We start from the raw sequence: 21,214 nt of genomic DNA, 5'->3' as shown, positions 1-21,214 counted from the left end.
TTATGAACTTGCAAAGCTTTCGTATGAAAACTAAGCCGGAATTCATGATCATTCCAATGATTGATATCATTTTCTTCTTGTTGGTATTCTTCATGATGAACAGCTTGCAAACAGTGGCTCAAAAAGCCTTGTCTGTACAATTACCACAGGCTACTAGTGCTTCTGCACCAGCTCAATTACCAGTGGTTTTAACATTAGATGCGGAGGGTCATATTACGATTGATAACAAGCCAATGAGCATTGACGATGCTGAGGCAATGGTAAAACAACGTATCCAAGAAAACCCTAATGCTAGTGTTATCTTACAAGCCGATAAACGAGCGGCTCATGGTCAAGTAGTAGCGATTATGGACATGTTAAAACAATCTGGCGTTAAACGCTTAGCTATTGCAGCTGAACAGAAAGGATAACTATGGGACTAGGCATATCATGGAAAAAAGCAGCCATTATATCCGCCGTAGTTCATCTTATTGCTCTCTTTATTGCTGTAATCTTTTTTGTAGTGGTTCCAGCCATTCAAGAAATGGATACCTATGAAATCGACCTCACACAAAGTGTGCTCGATGATGGTGGCAGTGGACATGCTGGTGGTGGCGGAGGTAACAGAGCAGATCTGTTCCCAAAACCATTGTCAGCAGATGAAGTAGCGGCAAGAACAAAGGCTGTTGTAGCAAATGTTGAACCATCTACCGCAACAGATATTCCTGATGCAGTAGATGTGGCAGCTAAAGCAAGTGAAAATAAAGGCAATACATCCGGTGATAATTCCGCTGTTGGTGGCACAGGCCCTGGATCAGGTGGCGGTTCTGGTGGCGGTCATGGTACCGGTGAAGGTACTGGCGTTGGTGATGGTAGAGGCCATGGTACTGGTACAGGTGATGGTACCGGTGAAGGTGATGGTCATGGTACAGGTAAAGCAGCGTTCAATGTAGAGGGCTTTTATGCAGCTGTAGATAGCCAAAAACAAATTCCTTATGCGGCTATTAAGCGTAAAATGAACGTAGATGTTACAATTAATGTAATGGCTAAATTAGATACTAATGGTAATTTAATAGACGTATATCCAACTAGTGGTGGGGATGAAATATTTGTAGAAGCGGCTCTTGATGCAGTGCGACGAGCGACTCCGTATCCAAATGAAACAGGGGATATACAACCAGTAGAAGTTCCTGTACACTTTGTAGTACAGGCCGATGGCGAAGATGAAGAAGAATAAATATATCTAAGTAATAAAGGAGATAAATATGAAATCTATTATTTTATATTCTTCCCTTACGGGAAATACTAAAAGTGTAGCGGAAGCAATGGCTTCCGTTATGCCTGAAGGTACACCTTGCGTTCCTGTAAAAGATGCACCTGAAAATTTAGCTGATTATGATACAGTATTCGTAGGTTTCTGGGTGGATCGAGGCACAGCGAATAAAGAAGCGGCAAAATTGATTGAAACTTTAAAAAATCCTAATGTAGTATTCTTTGCTACATTAGGTATGTATGCTGATTCTGATCATGCGCGTGAAAGTATCGAAAAAGCATCTGAATTATTGCCTAACAAAGAAGCTCTTGTAGACGGCTTCGTATGCCAAGGTAAAATCGATCCTAAAGTAATCGAAATGATGTATAAAATGTTCCCACCTGGATCTGCACATGGGCAAAGCCCAGAGCGCGATGCGTTACATAAAGCGGCGGAAACTCATCCAGATGAACAAGACTTTGCAAATGCAAAAGAATTTACTAAATCTGTACTTGCAAAGTTACAAGCCTAATTTCTGAAAGGGGATTGGAGTATGAGTTTAGCAAGTTTTTTTGAATCCATTCCGGAGAAACAACGAAATCTACAATTAGGTTTCAAATGCGATAATCCGATGAGTGGTGCATTTCCTCATAAACGGGTTGTACATGCAGGCCTTAATGGTACGCTCGTTTCTCCGAAAGAAACACAATCTGTTTGGGATACATTGATGAATGGTGTTCCTAAAAAGGGTGAAATGCAATGCGCTTACATTCATATTCCGTTTTGTAAGACAAAATGCACATATTGTGGCTTCTTCCAAAACGGTACGAGTCAAAGTGTTGAAGACCAATATATTGATGGTCTAATTAGCGAATTAAAGCTCGCAAGTGAACGTCCGAGATTAAAAGATGGTTTGATCCATGCCGTGTTTATCGGCGGTGGCACACCAACATCTTTATCACCGACAAACTCTGAAAGATTGCTCAAAGCCATTAAAGAGTACTTGCCATTGGCAAACGATTATGAGCTTACCTTAGAGGGTCGTATTCACGATTTGATTCCTGAAAATCTTGAAGTTTGGATGGCAAACGGCGTTAACCGTATGTCCATCGGCGTACAATCTTTCAACACAGAAGTGCGTCAAATGGTAGGTCGTTTAGATACAAAAGAAACTGTATTAGAACGGCTAGCTGCTTTAAAAGCTTATGGTCAATGCTCTGTCGTTATTGACTTAATCTATGGCTTGCCTGGTCAAACTATGGAGGTGTGGGAACAAGATTTAGCTGATTTGGTAAGTTCTGGCGTTGATGGTGCAGACCTATATCAATTAAATGTATTTGATGGTAGTGATCTCAATAAAGACATTGAAAATGGGAAGGTTCCTGCTGCAGCAACAACAGCGATGCAAGGGGATATGTTCGAATTCGGTCGACAATACCTAGATGCGCGATCTTATCGCCGATTGAGTGCCGCACATTGGAGTGCTAATAATCGTGAGCGTAGCCTATATAACACTCTAGCTAAATCGGGTGTCCCAATGTTCCCATTTGGTAGTGGTGCAGGTGGTAACGTCGATGGCTATGGCATGATGTTACATCGCGCATTAAAACCATATGAAGATATGGTAAGCCGTGGTGAAAAACCGTTTATGGCACTAATGAAACAAAGTGAATTACAACCTATCGTTAATCAAGTAGTAAGCCAACTAGAACAAGGTTTCCTCAATATTATGAGCTTAGTAAAGATGGATTCAAGATTAGATGAATTGAACTGGCTCTATAAATTATGGGAAGAACGAGGCCTTGTTGTTTATAATGGTTTACTTTACAAATTGACTGCAGCCGGTGAGTTCTGGACTGTAAATCTTACACAAAGTACATTAGAAGCTGTTGAATATATCTTGACTGGTAAGAACTCCTTCGCTGTAGAAGCAGTAGCGGCTCAGGATACAAAAACAACTTCTAAAGAGAATCCTAATCAACAAGTACGTGGCATTGGTCAAGGAAAAGCGAATATCTCTGTGCCAACGGATGAGGATTCTGAGACACAACGTAAAGAGGCTCTTATTACTAAGGCGAAAGCTGAAATTTCCAAGAGCGGTGCTTCTGGAGAGTCTGCAGAACGAATGGTGCAAGCTATGTACAATTTGAGCGCTGACGAAATTGAATATATGATGGAACGTATGATGTCCTAAACTATTATGTTACACCTCAATTCTAACAACCTCTGGGAATAACTAATTTATAATAAACAAGACATAATACGTAACATATAGGTGCTCTTTGTAGTACAAAGTAACCCCAGCCTTTGGTCTGGGGTTTACTTTTTATAGCGCGAAAGGTATTCTGTAGATATAAGACTTAAAGGGCTTTAAACAGTATAAGAATAGATATACAAACCTATAAGGCTATAAAAACTGATTACTGTTAAAATCATAAATTGATAAGAAAGATATTGAATCTATAAGATGTAAAGTAATATTGCTTATATAGCTAATTGTAGGCTTAGGGGGTTAGTATGAGTACATTTCCTCAAAAAAAGATAGATATATTAGGTATTGGAGCTAGTACATTAGACCGTTTTATCGTGGTTGATCATTATCCAACAGGTCGTGAGGTGCAGCAAGTTTTATCCTCGACCAACGATGGTGGTGGACCTGTAGCAACTGCCTTGGCCGTTGCAGGTAAATATGGTGCACGTACGGCCATGATTGATAGTATCGGTGACGATATGGTAGGGCAGCATATTTTAGATGATTTCAAAAAATATAATGTTAATACCGATTCTATTCATATTGAGGGACAGGCAAAAAGTGGTGTCGCTACAATCCTCGTAAAGCATAGTACTGGCGAGCGTGCCGTATTTTTTGAACGCTCTACTGCGCCAGAGCCAGTATTTTTAGATGCTCATAAGCAATTAATTAAAGAATCTTTCATTTTACATGTCAATGGACGGCATCGACAATTCATGTGTTCTGCCATGGCATTAGCACAAGAGGTTGGTACTATTATCTCCCTCGATGGAGGTGCACAGCGCTACGATGAAGAGATGAAATCTATTACAGAGGCAAGTCATATTGTTATTGTTGCTCGTGATTATGCTGAAAAGTATACGGGCACTACTGATTTAGAAGAGGCTTGCCGTATTATTCATGAACGTGGCGCACTTATTGCAGGGGTTACGGATGGCGCTAATGGTAGTTATTTCGTATGGCCTGATGGAACTTTCTATCGCTGCCAAGCATTTCCTCAAGAACATGTAGTTGATACAACGGGGGCTGGAGATAGTTTTCATGGTGCATTTCTTTCAAAGCTTGTTACATTATTGAATGAGTTAGCTCCAGTGGAAGGGTTAAAGACCTCTACATATGGTATAGATTTATTACAATATTGTGGACATTCTGATCTAGAAAGGGCTGCTATTTTTGCGTCCGCTGTAGCAGCTTTAAATACGCAAGGGATTGGTGGCCGTAGCCCTTTACCAAGTTTACAAGTTGTACATAAATTAATGGGATTGGAGTAAATCAGTATGTGGCACGATATTTCCCATTCTCATGTACAACGGTACATGCAACAAAATCCCTATCGATTATTAGCGTTTAGCTTTCTAGGCGTCATGATTATAGGTACCATATTGCTTATGTTACCGATGGCGAGTGCTCAGGGGCAAACGACGGCTCTTGTAGATGCCGCTTTTACAGCCGTATCTTGTGTTTCGGTAACAGGGCTGGCCACTGTAGATACTTATTATCATTGGTCTTTATTTGGTAAGATTGTAATGGTTATCCTTATTCAGTTAGGTGGGTTAGGAATTGTATCTTTCACAACCATAATTGCTTTGCTTCTAGGTAAACGAGTAGGCCTTAAAAATCGTGTGCTTTTGTCCGAGGATGTCGGACAGGATGGTATGACTGGATTACTACATATTACGAAAAAGTTAACGCTTTATACCTTTGCTATTGAAATTGTAGGAGGCATAATCTATACGATTCAGCTATATCCTTATATTGGACAGGCTGCATTATATACAGGTATCATGCAAGCTATTTCCACCTTTTGTAACGCTGGATTTGTATTTTTTGATAATGATCTACCGTATGCCATGGTAGGGGACATATTATTTAATATCAATACGGCCGTGCTAATTGTGATCGGTGGTTTTGGCTATTTAGCGGCCTTTGACATATGGTCACACCGTAAGGTGAGACGATTTGTTGACTTAAAACTTCACACTAAGATTATGTTAGTAGGCACAGCGATTCTTATCTTATTAGGAACTATCATTTTTTTAGGTGTGGAATGGTCAAATCCAAAAACCTTTGGGTCATTACCGATTTGGAATAAAATAATGGCCTCTTTATTTCAAGCGATTACGCCGCGTACAGCGGGGATTGCAACGGTTGACTATAATGCATTACATCCAATTACCTTGTTTGTTACTATTATTCTCATGTTTATTGGTGCTGGCCCAAACTCTACCGGTGGAGGCGTTAAAATTAGCACCGTAGCAGTAACCATACTTGCATCGCGTACCTTGTTTAATAACCGTCCAGATACAGAGATTTTTGAACGTCGTATTTCATTAGTAACCGTGCTTAAAGCCAATGGGATTATATTTTTATCGCTTCTTCTCATTTTAATAGCCACATGTTATCTGGCTTGGGATGAGCCTTATGATTTTATTCGATTGCTATTTGAGGTTACGTCTGCCTTTGGGACTGTAGGCCTTACAACGGGAATTACGCCCGATTTATCTGAAAGCAGTAAATGGGTGCTGATGCTTGTTATGTTTACAGGTCGTGTGGGTGTTATGACCGTTATTGGTACATGGGCTCTTAGGACGTCACCAACGAAGCCAATTGGGTATGCAGAAGAGAATGTATTGTTGTAATTGAGTAGAATAGTTAGCCTATCAGGAGATATAGCATGAAATATAAAACAATAGCTGTCATTGGTCTTGGACAATTTGGTACGACCATCGCCAAGATGTTAGCCTCTATGAATCATGAGGTTTTGGGTGTAGATATTAATCCAGAAATTGTACAAAAGGTTTCCCCCTATGTCACACATGCTATCGTAGCAGATACTACTGATGAAGAGGCTATTAAAGCCTTAGCTTTGAGCCAATTTGATATAGTTATTGTTGCTATTGGGGATAATATCCAGGCAAATCTTATGACTTCGATGTTATTGAAAGAAATGAAAATGCCTCATGTGGTTTCGAAAGCTGAAAATGCACTCCAAGGTAAGATGCTCAAGAAGATGGGGGTCGATATGGTTATCTATCCAGAATACGATGTAGCACAACGATTAGCTCAATCGTTGACACGAGAACATGTAATGGATTACCTACAGCTATCTAAAAGTATTAGCCTTATTGAAGTAGATATGCCAAAATTTTTGGTAGGCACTTGCTTGAAAGATTCTAATCTGCGTGAGAAATATAATCTTAATGCTGTAGGAATCAGGCGTGGGGAGGATTTAGAAGTCCCTCCTAATCCGTTTACGATTCTTTCAGCAGAGGAAAAACTATTAATCATAGGAAATAATTCTGATTTAGATGCATTAACAGTGTAGTAAGTATACGAAAGAGATATAAATATATCGAAAAAATATGATATAATAAGATAGAATTCAGTATAGGCCATACGTATTCGTATGGCCTTTTAATATAGAAATGAAGGTTATTATGACAGAGGAACAATATATAACGGCGCTGACCAATAACCCACATGGGATTCGAAATATTCCAAATCCTACAGAAGCTATGCAACTTACATGTGTGGGACAAAACGGCATGTTGTTACAATATATTAAAGAACCTACTCAAAAGGTTATTGAAACGGCGCTTTCACAAGCACCACGAGCTATACAATTCGTTGAAAATCCTACAGAAGAATTGTTAAAAGCCTTAGTGGAAAAAGATTGGGCGGTTTTAGAATATATCGACAATCCGTCTGATACATTAATAAAAAGTGCGTTAGCTCAATCAGGTTGGGCTATTCGCTATATTGCGAACCCATCTGAAGAATTGCAATTAGAGGCGGTGAAGGCGAATTATGATGCCTTACAATATATCAATGCTCCAAGCGAAGCTGTGCAGTTACAAGCCGTGCAAGAGAGTTACTTAGCCTTGCGCTACATTGATGAGCCTAGCGTAGCTGTACTAGAAGCAGCAGTAAAGCAAGATCCACAGGCAATGCGTCAGATTACAAACCTCACTAAGAACTTGGCCTTGCATTTATTTAAGGTAAGTGCGGCTATCGTCGGTTATATACCTAATACATTGGGCGTTACGGTAGACGAAATCAAAGATATAATTCTAGATGCCATTTCTAGCGATACCGTTGATGAAGACTATGTACGCGAGTTAATCAACAATAAAGCTATCGGTGGACGTCAATCCAAATGGCCTATTGATATATTGTCACTTATTGATAGGTATGGTACTAGAACTGTTAAGAAAATTGCAGTAGGCGAATATTTGAGATATTAGAACGGAGATACAATGAACTTTATAGATACAATGGCAAGCGTTGAGTTAGTGCTTGCTGCTAATCAAGTACCCTTGCTCGTCGGTGAGACGGGTATAGGTAAAACCTCTCTCGCAGCGCGCGTTGCAGAGGTACATAATTGGGAATTAGTAACTATTGACGGAAACCTTTTAAAAGAAGGTGAAATTGGTGGCTTGCCTACAGTAGAAACGGTGACTCATACGGATGGTCATGGCAATACACGGGATGTGAAAACTACAGTATACGCTGTGCATCATACATTGGAACATGTGGCACAAGCCGTAGATAAAGGGCGCCAAGTATTACTGTTTATCGACGAAATTAACCGCGCAGAACATGCAGTTCAACAAGAATTGATGAACCTTATTCTAAACCGTGAAATTAATGGCTTTTCTTTAAGTGATCAAGTGCGCATCATCGCCGCTATGAACCCTGAGGATTCCTTTGATTACCAAACGATTGACATGGACCCGGCACAGCAAAACCGTTTTGTATGGCTTTATATGAATGCTGATTATATGCAATGGATTGACTGGGCTATTGGTGCTGGTATTGAAGAAAAGGTTATTGAATTTATTTCTTCCTATCCAGAATATTTAAATCAACGTCACGAAGACGATATCGATGCCACACCTCGTTCCTTTGAACGCGTGTCCGGTCTATATAGAATTTATAAGAATCAAGAGGGCACAAGTTATAGTCGCGACGTATTTATGAATGTTATTCGTGGTAACGTAGGTAAACTCATTGCGGAGGCTTTTGTAAACTTTATCGAGTCCGATCAAGAACCTCTTATTACCTTTGATGATGTATTGGCAGCGGTTCAAAAACCAGGTGCTATTATGTCTATGGCTGAGCAGGTTAAAGGTGAAAGCCCAACTCGCCTTTATGTAGCAGCAAAAAATATGTTGCATCGTTTAAATCGCAATAGCAATGCGCAGGAAGTACATCATTTTGTGGAGTTTTTAACCTTGTATCCAGGCGATTTGCGCGTAGCGGTTATGAAAGATCTTCGTAACACGTATGAGCGCGTTTACGCTTATGCTATTGAAAATGACCTTTTTGTAGATACTTTCTTTGACGCGCAAAAATAATTTTATGTGCGTAGTTAACCAAATCGAAGCTATCTATATAGATAATCAACTGTAGTAAATTATTAGTTATGAGGTTAATTGATATATAGCATGTGACATATATTAAATTTGTTTTCTAAAGAAAAGGGGGTGTAAATATGCAACGAAACTTAGATAAGGATGATATACGTGATGCTTCGGATTTGCTGACTCATATCGATGGTTGGGAAAAGACGGGTTCTTATGATGCGGAAGCTATCGAGGCTCTTGATCGATGGCATGCGAAACGAGAGCGCATACATCGCGAAGCAGAGGCTTTGTATACGCAAATATACGCATCCTATGAGGCCTATGTAGATAGCTATGAAGAACAACATCATAGCATGGCGCCTGAACGTATAGCGGCTGATCTTATGAACCATAATATGTCGGATAGCCATATAGGTACTATCGGTCGTGCTCTTGAAGACGTACAAGTGGAGGGGACAGACCTTTCCGTTATGCAGCAAGCGATAATGACACCTGCCTATGAGCAACGGTTGTGGAACATATTGCATGATGTAAACAGTTTGCTCCTTGAAGAGGACCAATTCTTTGGTTACTTTTACTTACAAATGACTCATCGCATTCGCTTTGATATGGCCAGTGCTTTTGGTATTAATCTTAAACAGGGCGGATATGTATTATATGTAAATCCCTTTATCTTGTTACGCCAATCACCTGATGTGATGAAGGATGGTATTAAGCGTGAAGTTCTTCATATCATTTCTGCTCATTTGATGCGGGTAAAAGCACTGAGCCAAGGCTTTCACAAAACAGCAGTCCATATGGCTATGGACATGGTCGTAAATGATTACCTTGAACATGTAGACCGTGATGCAGTAACGGTAGCCAATGTAAATGCGCGCTTTGGTTTGTTATTAAAGCGTTTTCGTACCATTGAATACTATGCGAAGGCTATTGATAAGGTCATGAAAGAAAAACCAGATCTCTTTGTGCCCATCGATAATGCAGATACAGCGGTTGCTATGGAGTTTGACCCTCAAACTAGCCATGATATTTGGGATGAATCTGATTCTATTGATATAGATACGATGGACCAAATCACGGAGCGCTATATCAATGAAGCATCAAAGGGGGATATGGAAGGCTATGTGAAAAGTCTTATCGATACATTCCAAAAAATGCGACGCGCTTTGCCGTGGTATTTTTATCTCAAAAAGCTGATGGGCAAGGTAGCGAGTGGATACAAAAAAACGACGATGCGTCGTAATCGTCGTCAGCCTGAGCGTTTGGAATTGTCTGGTACATTGCGCCAACATAAGGCAAATGTATGGGTAGCTCTCGACATGAGTGGTAGTATAACTGATGTAGAGTTTACGAATGCCTTAGAGCAAGTGTTACAAATCGTGCATGCTTATAACCATCGCATTACCGTTGTAGAATGTGATAATGAGGTGCGCCGCACCTATACGATGGAATCTGTAAAAGATGTAAAACCTCGCCTCGATGTGCGTGGTGCAACGGCCTTTACCCCTGTATTCTCTCTGGCTAATCAAAACCGTGTAGATTTACTTGTATATTTTACGGATGGCAAAGGGGAAGAGCGACTTCGAGAGGCGCCAAGGGGCTATAAGGTGCTGTGGGTGTTGACCGGTGAGAACCCTCAATTATCTTTGCATACCCCATACGGCCTGGTTCGTGAACTCGGCTATGTTGGTGTTGATGAAACTCAAGATATTGATGAGTTTGTACGCATGGCTAACCGTGGGGGCTTTTCTATGGCAAATCAAGAGATTTAGTCTATTAGAATGCAATTTTTTATGGGTTTGACCTTGAACCAAGACTATATACAAAAATGACGCAATCCTTTGGATTGCGTCATTTTTAGGTCTGTAGATTTTGTATTAGCTGTTAAGCTCAATAGAAGAACCTGGATCGATAATGAGTGCTGTTTGGTTATACTTACCTTCTACAAGACTTGTAAATACACCTGGTTCGCGGTCGATAACGGGCCATGTTTTGTAGTGAATTGGAATGGAAATACGCGCTTTTACATAAGAAGCAGCAAGAGCTGCATCTTCAACCCCCATTGTGTAATTATCACCGATAGGAAGAAGGGCGTAATCAATTTCACCAAAACGATTTAATAATTTCATATCGCTAAAGAGTGCTGTATCACCAGCGAAGTATAGGATATCTCCGTAGAAATCTACGATACAACCTGCAGCGTGACCGCCAGGGATGCCAGAGCCGTGGAAGGCAGGAACCATTCGAACAGAACCGAATTCAAAGTTGAACTTGCCACCTAAATGCATGGCGTGTGTACGACAACCGGCAGCTGCCGCTTTACCCGCTACCTCAGCAGTAGAAATAACGAGTGCATCATTTGCTTTGGCAATAAAATCTGTGTCGCCATAATGATCATCATGACCATGACTGACAAAGATATATTGGCATTTGATGTCTTCTCTTTTAGCGATATCCCATGTATTACCGGTCAAGAATGGGTCGAAAATCATGGATACATCGCCACGTGTGAGCATAAAGCAAGCGTGACCAAAATAAGTTAGTTTTGTTTTCATAGGAACACTTCCTTCCTTGTACATACAATTCTTAATTCTATTGTATAATATAATAAATGAAAATAAAACTATTGGTGATAATTTATACATAATTAGTAAGGATATATTATGGATTTAACACATTTTGATCAAGATGGAAATGCTTGGATGGTAGATGTATCAGATAAGGATATTACAACTCGTACTGCCGTGGCAGAAGGCTTTATTGCTATTAATGATGCCATTTATGAGCGTATCGAGGCGGGAACAATAAAAAAGGGGGATGTTCTTAGTGTGGCTCAATTGGCAGCTATTATGGGGGCGAAACAGACGAGTAATCTAATTCCCCTTTGTCATCCGTTAGCATTGACTAAGGTAGAGGTGCATTGTACTCTTGTTGATGGTGAAAGTCCTGCCTGTACGGATGCTACACATAATCGTGCTGTTAAGGTTCGGGCTACCGTAAAAACGACAGGAAAGACAGGTGTTGAAATGGAAGCACTTACAGCGGTTCAAGTAGGACTTTTAACAGTCTACGATATGTGTAAAGCTATTGATAAAGGGATGATTATAGGCCCTACATATCTTGTAGAAAAAGAAGGCGGGAAAAGTGGACATTTTGTCCGTTCCTTTGTAGAATAATATAGATATAAAGAATAGGGGATTGAAAATGGAAATAGTACTTTATGAGCCTGAAATTCCAGGTAATACAGGAAATATAGCGCGTTTATGCGCCGCCAATCATATGACCTTACATCTGATCAAACCCCTTGGCTTTTCTATTGATGACAAGCATGTAAAACGTGCTGGCCTTGATTACTGGCACTTGGTAGATGTACAGGTACATGAAAATATTCAAGAATTATATGAGAAATATCCTAATCGTAGATATTTCTATGCCACTACCAAAGCAAAGCATACTCATTCCGAGGTGAAATATGAAATTGGTGATATGCTCGTTTTTGGCCCTGAAACAAGAGGATTGCCTGAAAGTTTATTAGATGGTAAAGAGGATACATGCATTCGTATACCCATGGTAGATGAAGCACGCTCTCTGAACCTATCTAATGCGGTGGCAATCATAGCTTATGAAGGTATGCGTCAACTTGATTATCCAGACCTTAAGGCTGAAGGCAATTGGATTCAATCAGAATAAATAGACTTTTACAATTGAGGAATATATTATACTTATGTGTTAGGAGACCTACCAAATCTATATGACCGGTAGCGATTTTAACGGTGTTGTTTGGAGGAGGATATTATGAACTACGATAAAGCTCATGATTTAGCTCACGCAATGCGTGAATCCGAAGAGTACAAAGAATTAATGGCTGCTCAGGAAGCAGTGAAAGCAGATGCAGTAGCAACGGGTTTGGTTCGCACATTTATGGCACAACAAATGCAATGGGAATATGCTAAGTTGTCCGGTGCTCCAGAAGCAGATGAGTTGCAGAAGAAACAAGAAGAATTGATGCCTCAAATTCAAGAAAATGCTGCAGCGGCTGCTTATTTGCAAGCGCAAATGCGTTGGAGCCAGATTTCTAATGATATTTACAAAATCATTAGCGAACCAATCACTGAGGGGATGAAAGTGTTAGATCATGGCGAACAACAACCACAACATTAAGGTATTACAAACAGCTTTATTAGAAAAATTACCAAGTACACGTGTACGCGAGCAGGAGCTCCTTTGTCATCATACGACATTCAAAATTGGAGGACCTGCAGACTTATTTATTGAACCTACTACGATGGCAGAACTTAGTTTTACGCTTCGTACCATTCACGAATTAGATGTGCCTGTAACTATTATTGGTTGTGGCTCTAATATTTTGGTGAAAGACGGAGGAATTCGTGGTGCTGTTGTATCAGTTCGACATATGACTCAAATCATGGACTGTAATGAAAACACATTGTGCATTGGTTCTGGGTATATGTTAAAAGATGCTTCTGAATTTGCTTGGGAGAATAGTTTATCTGGACTTGAATTTGCCATTGGTATTCCAGGCACACTTGGTGGTGCCGTATTTATGAATGCAGGTGCTTATGACGGTGAAATGAGCCATGTAGTTACTGCAGTGAGAGCCGTAGATTTCCAAGGTAATATCAAAGAATATGATGCATCTCACTTGGACTTTGCTTATCGTCATAGTGTATTCCACGATAATCATGAAGTTATTGGGGAAGTCATTATGACACTCAAACCAGGTGATAAGGATACCATTAAGGCTCGCATGGATGAGTTGACCGAAAAGCGCGAATCTAAACAGCCTTTAGAGTATGCTAGTGCAGGTTCAACCTTTAAACGCCCACCAGGGTACTTTGCAGGTACATTGATTGAACAAACAGGCCTAAAGGGGTTGTCTGTAGGTGATGCGCAAGTGTCCCACAAACATGCAGGCTTTGTCATCAATACAGGTAGTGCTAGTGCAAAGGACGTACTTGATTTGATTGCAGAAGTACAGCGTCGTGTGTATGATAGACATGGCGTACACCTTGAGCCCGAAGTACGTATGATTGGTGAAGACTAATATCAACTAAATACTAATATAAGATTTCTTATGTAACGTTACTCTTTTTAGGGATGATGGATTCATAAGAAATCTTTTTTTATGTCCATTATAAGCGTATGATATTTATATAGTTAGTCTATATTTGGGAGGCGATGATATGAATACTTTGTTGGCCCAAGAGATTCATGATAAAGCACTAGCATGTGGGTATGACGATTGTGGTATAGTACCTCTTGATGCACTTGATTTTTATAAAGAACGAATGATAAAGCGTTTAGAAGATGTACCTGAAAGTAAAAAGGTATATGCACATAGTAATGCCTTTTTAACATTGAAAGAAAACTATCCTTGGGCACAATCTATAGTGGTTTGTACTGAATATTTTGGAGCGTATAAGTTTCCTGCTTCGCTTCAAAAGCGATATGCAAAAGGCTTACTACTATCGTTAGCTAATATCCCTGATGGGGTCGAAGTCAAACAAAGGCGATCTTTTGAAACATGGTTCAATGATAAGAACATCCAATTTATTGGTGGTGAAACAGCAAAGCCTACTGGTGTTGTTCCTTTGCGCCCTGCTTCTGTAGCGGCAGGACTTGGAATTTATAGAAAAAACAATTTCTTTTATGGACCTAAAGGCTCTAATTATGAATTGGTAGCCTATTTAATTGATCAGCCTTGTGAGTATATTCGTCATCTAGAGATACCACCATGTCCAGAGACTTGCAATTTATGTCAGCAAAAGTGTAAAACGAAGTCTCTATCTGCACCTTTTACAATGAATCCATTAACCTGTGTATCTTATATCAATACCTTTGGTGATGGTAAATTGCCAGAAGGTGTGACAGAGGATATGTTGGAAGAGTGGATATTAGGTTGTGATAATTGCCAAGACTGCTGTCCGTTTAATAAAAATTATGATTGGAGTATAGGTAAAGATTATCCTGGGCTTGATGCATTAGAACTTATACTACAGCCAGAATATATTTTGAAAGCCTCTGATAAGGAGATTATAGAAAAGTTGATTCCTAAATTCTGTTTCCATTTAACAGATAAACAAATTCCGTTGTTGCGTAAATCTGCTAAGCGGGCGATAGAGCATAAATAGGTTGTGTCCTAAGATGAGTCAAAAGTATAATCGAATGTTGAAATTGCCATGATTAGAATAGGTGTACTGTTTTGACTTTTTTCTATAGACTGCGTTATAATTAACTGTTGCCAATTTTGGGGAATATACTTGCATAGCCTGTTTTATCGAGGCTATGTGATATAGAATATACTGAAAGAATTAAAGGGAGGATCTTATGATTCGCGAAAATCTTCGTAATGTAGCGATTATCGCCCACGTTGACCATGGTAAAACTACTTTGGTGGACGCGTTATTAAAACAAAGCCATGTGTTCCGTGAAAATGAAAAAGTAGCAGAACGCGTAATGGACTCCAACGACTTGGAACGTGAACGCGGTATTACTATTTTGTCTAAAAACACTGCTGTAATGCATGATGGTATTAAAATCAATATCGTTGATACTCCAGGCCATGCTGATTTCGGCGGCGAAGTAGAACGCGTACTTAACATGGTTGACGGCGTATTGCTTCTCGTAGATGCTTATGAAGGTCCAATGCCTCAAACTAAATACGTTTTGCGTAAAGCCTTAGAACAAAAATTGAAACCAATCGTAGTAATTAATAAAATCGACCGTCCTGATCAACGTGTTAAAGAGGTTGAGGACGAAGTTCTTGAATTGTTTATGGAGCTTGAAGCTGATGATGATCAACTCGATTTCCCTGTAGTATACGCATCTGCTCGTTCTGGTGTGTCCAAAACTAATTGGGATGATGAAGCTGTAAACATGGAGCCGTTATTCAAAACATTGATTGATGAAATTCCTGCACCACAAGGTGATATGGAAGGTCCTCTTCAATTTATGGTAACTACACTTGATTACGATAACTTCATCGGTAAAATCGCCGTAGGTCGTATCGTTCGCGGTAAAATGAAAACCAACCAACAAGTGGCTATCATGAATGGTGAAAGTACTCGTAAAGCGAAAATTGGTCGTGTGTACACATACAATGGCTTGAACCGCGTTGAAACTGACGAAGCTGAAATGGGTGATATCATTGCTTTTGCAGGTATCGACGATATTAACATCGGCGAAACAGTAGCGGATGCTGAAAATCCTGAAGCATTACCATCCATCTCCATCGACGAACCAACATTGTCTATGGTGTTTTCCGTAAATAACTCTCCATTCGCAGGCCGCGAAGGTGAATTTGTTACATCCCGTCACTTGCGTGATCGTTTGTTCCGTGAAGTAGAAACTAACGTTTCTATGAAAGTAGAAGAAACTGATTCTGCAGATGCGTTCAAAGTATCTGGTCGTGGTGAATTGCATTTGGCAGTATTGATTGAAACTATGCGTCGTGAAGGCTACGAATTACAAGTAGGTAAACCTCGTGTAATTTTCAAAACTATTAACGACCAATTGTGTGAACCGCTCGAAGCATTGACCATCGACGTACCTCAGGAATTTATGGGTACCGTAATGGAAAATCTCGGTCAACGTAAAGCTGAGTTGACTAATATGGTTGAATTGGCCGGTTATCTTCGTATGGAATTCGTAGTTCCGGCTCGTGGCTTGATCGGTTTCCGTGCACAATTCTTAACAGCTACAAAAGGTAATGGCATCATGAACCATGTATTCCATGGTTATGCACCATATAAAGGTGAAATTCCTTCCCGTACACGTGGTGCTTTGGTAGCATTCGAAAATGGCGAAACTACTCCATATGGTTTGAACTCCGTTCAAGATCGTGGTACATTGTTCGTTGGCCCTAACCAAGACGTGTATGCAGGCCAAGTTATTGGTGAAAATACACGTGAACTTGATATGGATGTTAACCCATGTAAGAAAAAACATGTTACCAACATGCGTTCCAGTTCCTCTGATGAAGCGGTACGCTTGACTCCACCTCGTATCTTCTCCTTGGAACAAGCTCTTGAGTGGATCAACGATGATGAACTTGTTGAAGTGACACCTGAAAGCATTCGTATGCGTAAAACGATTCTTGATCGTAACGCACGTGCGAAAGCAGCAAAGAATAAAAAATAATATCTTATGCAGATATATAAAGGCGCTCCTTAAGGAGCGCCTTTTTTATCTAATCTATAAGTATTTATCTAACATATTCTTACAAGTCATATATTCATGAAAATAGGTGATAATTTTATCATTTATGATTATTGGGTATAAAAATAAGTTAATATACTAAATACGCATAATAACTTGCTGATAGGGGTATTGGTATATACGAAATATTTGTAACGCTGTATAATAATAACAAGTTTATTGAAAAAGTTATTGATTATGGAGGTTCTTATGAATAAGAAAATCTTAGCTTCTTTATTTGCAGTAGGTTTAGCTGCAGGTTGTGTGTGCTCTTCCGTTGATGCGCATGGCGTATTCTTTGCTAACCGCTTAGATGAAAAGGCGCTAGTACTTGGCGAAGGCCCTGTTGATGATGCGTATAGCCCAGAAATGGTAAAAAGCATCATTGGCTTAGATAACAATGGCATGGTAATTCCTGTACAAGTTATTAAACATGAAAAAAATGTAGTAGTTGTACCAAATGATAAATTGGGTATTACAGTAACTGACTTTGACTATGGTTATTGGACAAAAGACAAAGATGGTAAAACTGTTCATAAACCAATCTCTGAAGTACCAGGTGCTCAAAAAAGTACACATGCCATTAAATATGACGTTCACTACTGGAATGCAGAAGCAAAACCTTTCAATAATAAAGATGCTTTCATTCAAATCATTCCATCTGTTAACCCATTAACTCTTAGAAAAGGTGATACATATGAAATCCAAGTCTTGAAAGACGGTAAACCATATGCAAATGCACCTCTTATTAAAGACGTAATTAATGATCTTACTAATGAAAGCCAAGCAGATGCTAATGGTAAAGCAACTGTTACTGTAAGTGCTAATGGCCTTAACGTAGTAGGCGTTGAAGTGGGCTTCCCAACTCAAACTAAAGGTGAGCAAAATAAATACTTCAGTGCATTGTCCTTCATCATCAATCCTGAATAATATAGGATATAACTATTTACTAAGTGTGTGAAATAAACAAGACCTCCTAAGTTGGACTTAGGGGGTCTTTTTATATTTTTAGGGTGTACGTATAAATGCGTTCTGTGAGAGCCTCGTATTAAGCGAGGTAAGAAAGAGAGATTTTTATGAAATTACAACGAAATGTATCAGCTGTGATGGCTGCATTGGTATTAACTGGAATGACCTGCTCTGCATTTGCTACAGAAATTAATGCCACAAGCGATAAAGCGGAGGAATTGCTTGGCTTAACAATGGGGTCACCGGTACAAACACAACCAGAAGTTAAGCATATAGAAGATACCTTGACGGTTAATGTGCATGGTAAAAGCTTAACAGATACAGGTAAAACTAAAAATGTATCAGGTATTTATAATGGATTTGGATCACAATTGACGGTGGATAAAGATTTGATTGTACGCCTTAAAAATGATGCACCAGCCTCAAAAAGGGAACTCGGTCATTACTATATGAGCGCTGTGTATGCTGGTTACGGTGGTAAAGTGCCAAGACTCAGCAAGGACAATCCTGATAGAGATTATGGAGATACTAATATTCACGTCAAAGGCAATGTAGATATCGATGCTATCGGTGTCGGTTTACAAGCTAATCAACGTGGTCATATTATTGTTGATGGTGGTGGACGTATCATCACGCATCCTTTAGAAACTTCTGATACTTACTCTGTGGTGGCAGAAGAGGGTGATGTATACGTTAATACTGGCTCTGATGGTAAACATCCAGGGTCTAAAGAATTGGTCGCTGTTGGGAATGTAGGGTTAATTAATAAGGATTATGGACGTGATCCAAATCATAACGAAATGCCAACGAATATAGCATTAGCTTTTACAACACCTAATTCTAAACTTACGGGTGCTGTATTAAATGAATATGCTGAAAGCAATAAGAACCCTCATAATTCTGGTGCTGATATTTACTTACAAAATGGAGGGACTTGGAATAATGAATGGATTGGTATGGAGCGGCCTACCCCTAAAAGAGAACGTCCATCTGGGGATAATGCAGCATATCTATACAAGGGCAGTAAGGTTCGTAATCTCGTAGGTGGATCAAATCCAGCGGCAGCCGGTATCCTTCATCCTATCGATGCACGGCCTATTACAATTCAAAATTATAGCGGCTATGTGAATGCTGTTTATAAGGCCGGTGTTCCAGCTAGTGAAAAAGGAAAGGGGAATATTGTTGTTGAACATGCTGCAGATAATAGCCATATTACCTTGCAAGGCGATGGAGCTAATTTGACTAATGATGATAGCTACCGAAAGGAAATACAAGCCTTAGCTGATAAATTACAATATACTGGCAATGATAAAAAACTGAGCACAACAGTTCAAATCAATGAAGGGATTACTCGTCCAGGTGCTGTTGCAGAACTAGGTGCAGATCATTTTGACTCGCAGGGGCGTCTTGTTGTAAATGATACAACAAAGATTAATCGTGCTAATGAATCATCCTTAGTGAGTGGTTCAAAATCTGCTCTTACATCGACTGCTATGGCATGGAAGAGTAATACCAATGATTTACAACGCCGTTTAGGAGATCTTCGTCTAGCTAATACAAATCAAGGTGTATGGGCGAAATATATAGGCGGTAAATCTAAAATCACAGACGGTGCTGATGCACATATGACGTATAATGGGGTACAAGTCGGCTACGATCATAAGGCTTCTAATGGTTGGATTTTTGGCGGCGCTATTGATTACAGTACATCTAGTAATTCATATGCCAATGGTAGTGGTGATGGCAAACTTGGCGGCATCGCCTTATATGGCACAAAACAACATGATGATGGTCGTTATTTAGATATCATTGCACGTGGTAATAGATTATCCAATGACTATAAGCTTTACTCCGTAGGTGGACAACGTGTGAACGGTGATTACCATACATATGGCACATCCTTAAGCGCTGAATATGGTAAACGTATTAAGAAGGAAAATGGCTTCTACATCGATCCTAGTGTAGAATTTATTGTAGGCCGTTTGAATGGTGTATCCTATGATGCTTCTGTTGTCGATGGTGGCTCTATGCATGTGAAAGCTGATGCTGTGAATTCTGCTGTAGGCAGACTTGGTATTGGCATTGGGAAGGAAACAGAAAAATCCAATATCTTCGCTAAATTAGCATTAGCGCATGAATTCTCTGGTAAGGCAAATACAACATATTCCGCACCAGGCAATCCAATAGTACAAACAACAGTAGATATGAAGGATACATGGCTTGATGCTGAAATTGGTGGGTCTTGGAGTATCCGTCCTAGTACATATCTATATGGTACATTCACTAAAAACTTTGGTGCTATCGTAGAAAATACATGGCGCATTGATGCTGGGATACGGCATAATTTTTAATTGAATATTGCATTAATGGTCCTTATAGCGTATGCTGTAAGGACCATTAGTATATAAGGAGTTTTTTATGATTAAGTTTCTATTCATTAGGAGTTATAATGGTTAATATTTTATTCATCTGTCATGGCAATATTTGCCGTTCTACGATGGCAGAGTTTTATATGAAGCATATCGTTGAGCAGGCTGGACTAAGTGATTCTATTTATATTGAGTCTGCAGCTACATCTCGTGAGGAGATAGGGAACGACACTCATTATGGGACTAAAGAGAAATTAGATGAAATGGGTATTCCCTATACTCGTCGTAAGGCACGTCAAGTGACGATGGAGGATTATCACAACTTTGATTATCTCATCATTATGGATGAAAATAATGCGCGTAATTTAAAGCGTATTATTGGGGATGACGTAGATGCTAAGGTTTACAAGGCAATGTCTTTTGTTGGTGAAAGCCGTGATGTGAAGGATCCTTGGTATACGGGAAACTTTGACGATACCTATGATGATGTCAGTCGTAGCTGTGATGCTCTACTAGCAGTGCTTAAAGAGAAACTTTAAGCGAAATATATATACTGATGGGGCGTCAATGGTAGCTGAAATTTTAATCTACATTGAGGGCTTTTTTATAAGCCTATCTGCCTCATATACTTTATACTATCGAACCATAGCGTAATATGGTATAATTTTTAGGTGTTCATGCGCCTATAGCTCAGGGGATAGAGCGCCGGTCTCCGGAACCGGGTGCGCAGGTTCGAATCCTGCTAGGCGCACCAATGCAAAAAGGCTTCTCGAGATATCGAGAAGCCTTTTGTATAATTATATATTTTTAT

At 39.7% G+C, this 21,214-nt stretch carries 20 protein-coding genes and 1 tRNA gene; 20 read left to right on the top strand and 1 reads right to left on the bottom strand.

The genetic code is table 11. The features are described 5' to 3' along the window. The first annotated feature begins 2 nt into the window (after positions 1 to 2). The 10 genes from HMPREF0874_RS03720 (at position 3) to HMPREF0874_RS03675 (ending at position 10,620) form a co-directional block, all read left to right on the top strand. Positions 3 to 410 carry a biopolymer transporter ExbD gene (locus HMPREF0874_RS03720; protein WP_004698605.1) on the top strand — a complete coding sequence of 136 codons (408 nt, stop codon included), beginning with the start codon at positions 3 to 5 and terminating at the stop codon, positions 408 to 410. 2 nt (positions 411 to 412) lie between these two features. Then, entirely contained in the window at positions 413 to 1,216 is an 804-nt protein-coding gene (locus HMPREF0874_RS03715; RefSeq protein ID WP_004696671.1) for an energy transducer TonB, read from the top strand. A gap of 28 nt (positions 1,217 to 1,244) precedes the next feature. Further along, positions 1,245 to 1,763: a flavodoxin family protein gene (locus HMPREF0874_RS03710; protein ID WP_008601576.1), complete on the top strand. Its 519-nt coding sequence runs from the start codon at positions 1,245 to 1,247 to the stop codon at positions 1,761 to 1,763. 21 nt (positions 1,764 to 1,784) lie between these two features. After that, the gene (gene hutW, locus HMPREF0874_RS03705; protein WP_008601575.1) at positions 1,785 to 3,425 is read left to right on the top strand and encodes a heme anaerobic degradation radical SAM methyltransferase ChuW/HutW; all 1,641 of its coding nucleotides are present in this window, start codon (positions 1,785 to 1,787) and stop codon (positions 3,423 to 3,425) included. A gap of 323 nt (positions 3,426 to 3,748) precedes the next feature. After that, complete coding sequence (locus HMPREF0874_RS03700; protein WP_008601573.1) at positions 3,749 to 4,753, top strand: carbohydrate kinase family protein; 1,005 nt, start codon at positions 3,749 to 3,751, stop codon at positions 4,751 to 4,753. A 6-nt stretch (positions 4,754 to 4,759) separates the two neighbouring features. Then, positions 4,760 to 6,121: a TrkH family potassium uptake protein gene (locus tag HMPREF0874_RS03695; protein ID WP_008601570.1), complete on the top strand. Its 1,362-nt coding sequence runs from the start codon at positions 4,760 to 4,762 to the stop codon at positions 6,119 to 6,121. Between the two features lie 35 nt (positions 6,122 to 6,156). Further along, positions 6,157 to 6,807 carry a TrkA family potassium uptake protein gene (locus tag HMPREF0874_RS03690; RefSeq protein WP_008601569.1) on the top strand — a complete coding sequence of 217 codons (651 nt, stop codon included), beginning with the start codon at positions 6,157 to 6,159 and terminating at the stop codon, positions 6,805 to 6,807. Positions 6,808 to 6,919: 112 nt separating this feature from the next. After that, a complete protein-coding gene (locus HMPREF0874_RS03685) occupies positions 6,920 to 7,726 on the top strand; it encodes a hypothetical protein (protein WP_008601567.1) in 807 nt (268 codons plus the stop codon). Positions 7,727 to 7,738: 12 nt separating this feature from the next. Then, the gene (locus HMPREF0874_RS03680) at positions 7,739 to 8,839 is read left to right on the top strand and encodes an AAA family ATPase (protein WP_008601565.1); all 1,101 of its coding nucleotides are present in this window, start codon (positions 7,739 to 7,741) and stop codon (positions 8,837 to 8,839) included. Between the two features lie 137 nt (positions 8,840 to 8,976). After that, the gene (locus HMPREF0874_RS03675; RefSeq protein ID WP_039965074.1) at positions 8,977 to 10,620 is read left to right on the top strand and encodes a VWA-like domain-containing protein; all 1,644 of its coding nucleotides are present in this window, start codon (positions 8,977 to 8,979) and stop codon (positions 10,618 to 10,620) included. A gap of 105 nt (positions 10,621 to 10,725) precedes the next feature. Here HMPREF0874_RS03675 and HMPREF0874_RS03670 read toward each other — a convergent pair whose 3' ends face one another. Next, a complete protein-coding gene (locus HMPREF0874_RS03670; RefSeq protein WP_008601561.1) occupies positions 10,726 to 11,403 on the bottom strand; it encodes a metal-dependent hydrolase in 678 nt (225 codons plus the stop codon). A gap of 108 nt (positions 11,404 to 11,511) precedes the next feature. Between HMPREF0874_RS03670 and moaC the strand changes: the two genes are divergently transcribed. The 10 genes from moaC to HMPREF0874_RS03620 all read left to right on the top strand — a co-directional run bounded on the left by moaC (position 11,512) and on the right by HMPREF0874_RS03620 (position 21,157). Continuing rightward, entirely contained in the window at positions 11,512 to 12,024 is a 513-nt protein-coding gene (gene moaC / locus HMPREF0874_RS03665; protein WP_004696653.1) for a cyclic pyranopterin monophosphate synthase MoaC, read from the top strand. Positions 12,025 to 12,052: 28 nt separating this feature from the next. Continuing rightward, entirely contained in the window at positions 12,053 to 12,538 is a 486-nt protein-coding gene (trmL, locus tag HMPREF0874_RS03660) for a tRNA (uridine(34)/cytosine(34)/5-carboxymethylaminomethyluridine(34)-2'-O)-methyltransferase TrmL (protein WP_008601558.1), read from the top strand. Between the two features lie 105 nt (positions 12,539 to 12,643). Beyond that, on the top strand, positions 12,644 to 13,009 hold the full coding sequence (locus tag HMPREF0874_RS03655) for a YlbF family regulator (protein ID WP_004696650.1): 366 nt from the start codon (positions 12,644 to 12,646) through the stop codon (positions 13,007 to 13,009). After that, complete coding sequence (murB, locus tag HMPREF0874_RS03650; protein ID WP_008601556.1) at positions 12,984 to 13,913, top strand: UDP-N-acetylmuramate dehydrogenase; 930 nt, start codon at positions 12,984 to 12,986, stop codon at positions 13,911 to 13,913. Before HMPREF0874_RS03655 ends, murB begins: the two co-directional genes overlap by 26 nt. Before the next feature lie 139 nt (positions 13,914 to 14,052). Beyond that, the gene (locus tag HMPREF0874_RS03645) at positions 14,053 to 15,000 is read left to right on the top strand and encodes an epoxyqueuosine reductase (RefSeq protein ID WP_039965072.1); all 948 of its coding nucleotides are present in this window, start codon (positions 14,053 to 14,055) and stop codon (positions 14,998 to 15,000) included. A gap of 196 nt (positions 15,001 to 15,196) precedes the next feature. After that, positions 15,197 to 17,008 carry a translational GTPase TypA gene (gene typA / locus HMPREF0874_RS03640; protein WP_004696644.1) on the top strand — a complete coding sequence of 604 codons (1,812 nt, stop codon included), beginning with the start codon at positions 15,197 to 15,199 and terminating at the stop codon, positions 17,006 to 17,008. Positions 17,009 to 17,275: 267 nt separating this feature from the next. Further along, positions 17,276 to 17,995 carry a DUF4198 domain-containing protein gene (locus HMPREF0874_RS03635; protein ID WP_004696641.1) on the top strand — a complete coding sequence of 240 codons (720 nt, stop codon included), beginning with the start codon at positions 17,276 to 17,278 and terminating at the stop codon, positions 17,993 to 17,995. 146 nt (positions 17,996 to 18,141) lie between these two features. Beyond that, positions 18,142 to 20,385: an autotransporter outer membrane beta-barrel domain-containing protein gene (locus tag HMPREF0874_RS03630; protein WP_008601548.1), complete on the top strand. Its 2,244-nt coding sequence runs from the start codon at positions 18,142 to 18,144 to the stop codon at positions 20,383 to 20,385. 98 nt (positions 20,386 to 20,483) lie between these two features. Then, the gene (locus tag HMPREF0874_RS03625) at positions 20,484 to 20,942 is read left to right on the top strand and encodes a low molecular weight protein-tyrosine-phosphatase (protein ID WP_008601546.1); all 459 of its coding nucleotides are present in this window, start codon (positions 20,484 to 20,486) and stop codon (positions 20,940 to 20,942) included. A gap of 140 nt (positions 20,943 to 21,082) precedes the next feature. Beyond that, a tRNA-Arg gene (locus HMPREF0874_RS03620) sits at positions 21,083 to 21,157 on the top strand. Positions 21,158 to 21,214: the final 57 nt, after the last annotated feature.

It is taken from the genome of Veillonella sp. 6_1_27, from assembly GCF_000163735.1.
Classification (GTDB): domain Bacteria; phylum Bacillota; class Negativicutes; order Veillonellales; family Veillonellaceae; genus Veillonella; species Veillonella parvula_A.
The sequence above is the reverse complement of the archived record's forward strand: the minus strand, read 5'-3'. Positions and strand labels throughout refer to the sequence as shown.

Coding starts and splice junctions, on each gene's coding strand:
- hutW (WP_008601575.1), top strand. CDS start 1,785: ATGAGTTTAGCAAGTTTTTTTGAATCCATTCCGGAGAAACAACGAAAT.
- HMPREF0874_RS03720 (WP_004698605.1), top strand. CDS start 3: ATGAACTTGCAAAGCTTTCGTATGAAAACTAAGCCGGAATTCATGATC.
- HMPREF0874_RS03645 (WP_039965072.1), top strand. CDS start 14,053: ATGAATACTTTGTTGGCCCAAGAGATTCATGATAAAGCACTAGCATGT.
- HMPREF0874_RS03630 (WP_008601548.1), top strand. CDS start 18,142: ATGAAATTACAACGAAATGTATCAGCTGTGATGGCTGCATTGGTATTA.
- HMPREF0874_RS03625 (WP_008601546.1), top strand. CDS start 20,484: ATGGTTAATATTTTATTCATCTGTCATGGCAATATTTGCCGTTCTACG.
- moaC (WP_004696653.1), top strand. CDS start 11,512: ATGGATTTAACACATTTTGATCAAGATGGAAATGCTTGGATGGTAGAT.
- HMPREF0874_RS03680 (WP_008601565.1), top strand. CDS start 7,739: ATGAACTTTATAGATACAATGGCAAGCGTTGAGTTAGTGCTTGCTGCT.
- HMPREF0874_RS03670 (WP_008601561.1), bottom strand. CDS start 11,403: ATGAAAACAAAACTAACTTATTTTGGTCACGCTTGCTTTATGCTCACA.
- HMPREF0874_RS03710 (WP_008601576.1), top strand. CDS start 1,245: ATGAAATCTATTATTTTATATTCTTCCCTTACGGGAAATACTAAAAGT.
- HMPREF0874_RS03685 (WP_008601567.1), top strand. CDS start 6,920: ATGACAGAGGAACAATATATAACGGCGCTGACCAATAACCCACATGGG.
- HMPREF0874_RS03695 (WP_008601570.1), top strand. CDS start 4,760: ATGTGGCACGATATTTCCCATTCTCATGTACAACGGTACATGCAACAA.
- HMPREF0874_RS03635 (WP_004696641.1), top strand. CDS start 17,276: ATGAATAAGAAAATCTTAGCTTCTTTATTTGCAGTAGGTTTAGCTGCA.
- HMPREF0874_RS03715 (WP_004696671.1), top strand. CDS start 413: ATGGGACTAGGCATATCATGGAAAAAAGCAGCCATTATATCCGCCGTA.
- HMPREF0874_RS03700 (WP_008601573.1), top strand. CDS start 3,749: ATGAGTACATTTCCTCAAAAAAAGATAGATATATTAGGTATTGGAGCT.
- murB (WP_008601556.1), top strand. CDS start 12,984: ATGGCGAACAACAACCACAACATTAAGGTATTACAAACAGCTTTATTA.
- HMPREF0874_RS03675 (WP_039965074.1), top strand. CDS start 8,977: ATGCAACGAAACTTAGATAAGGATGATATACGTGATGCTTCGGATTTG.
- HMPREF0874_RS03690 (WP_008601569.1), top strand. CDS start 6,157: ATGAAATATAAAACAATAGCTGTCATTGGTCTTGGACAATTTGGTACG.
- HMPREF0874_RS03655 (WP_004696650.1), top strand. CDS start 12,644: ATGAACTACGATAAAGCTCATGATTTAGCTCACGCAATGCGTGAATCC.
- trmL (WP_008601558.1), top strand. CDS start 12,053: ATGGAAATAGTACTTTATGAGCCTGAAATTCCAGGTAATACAGGAAAT.
- typA (WP_004696644.1), top strand. CDS start 15,197: ATGATTCGCGAAAATCTTCGTAATGTAGCGATTATCGCCCACGTTGAC.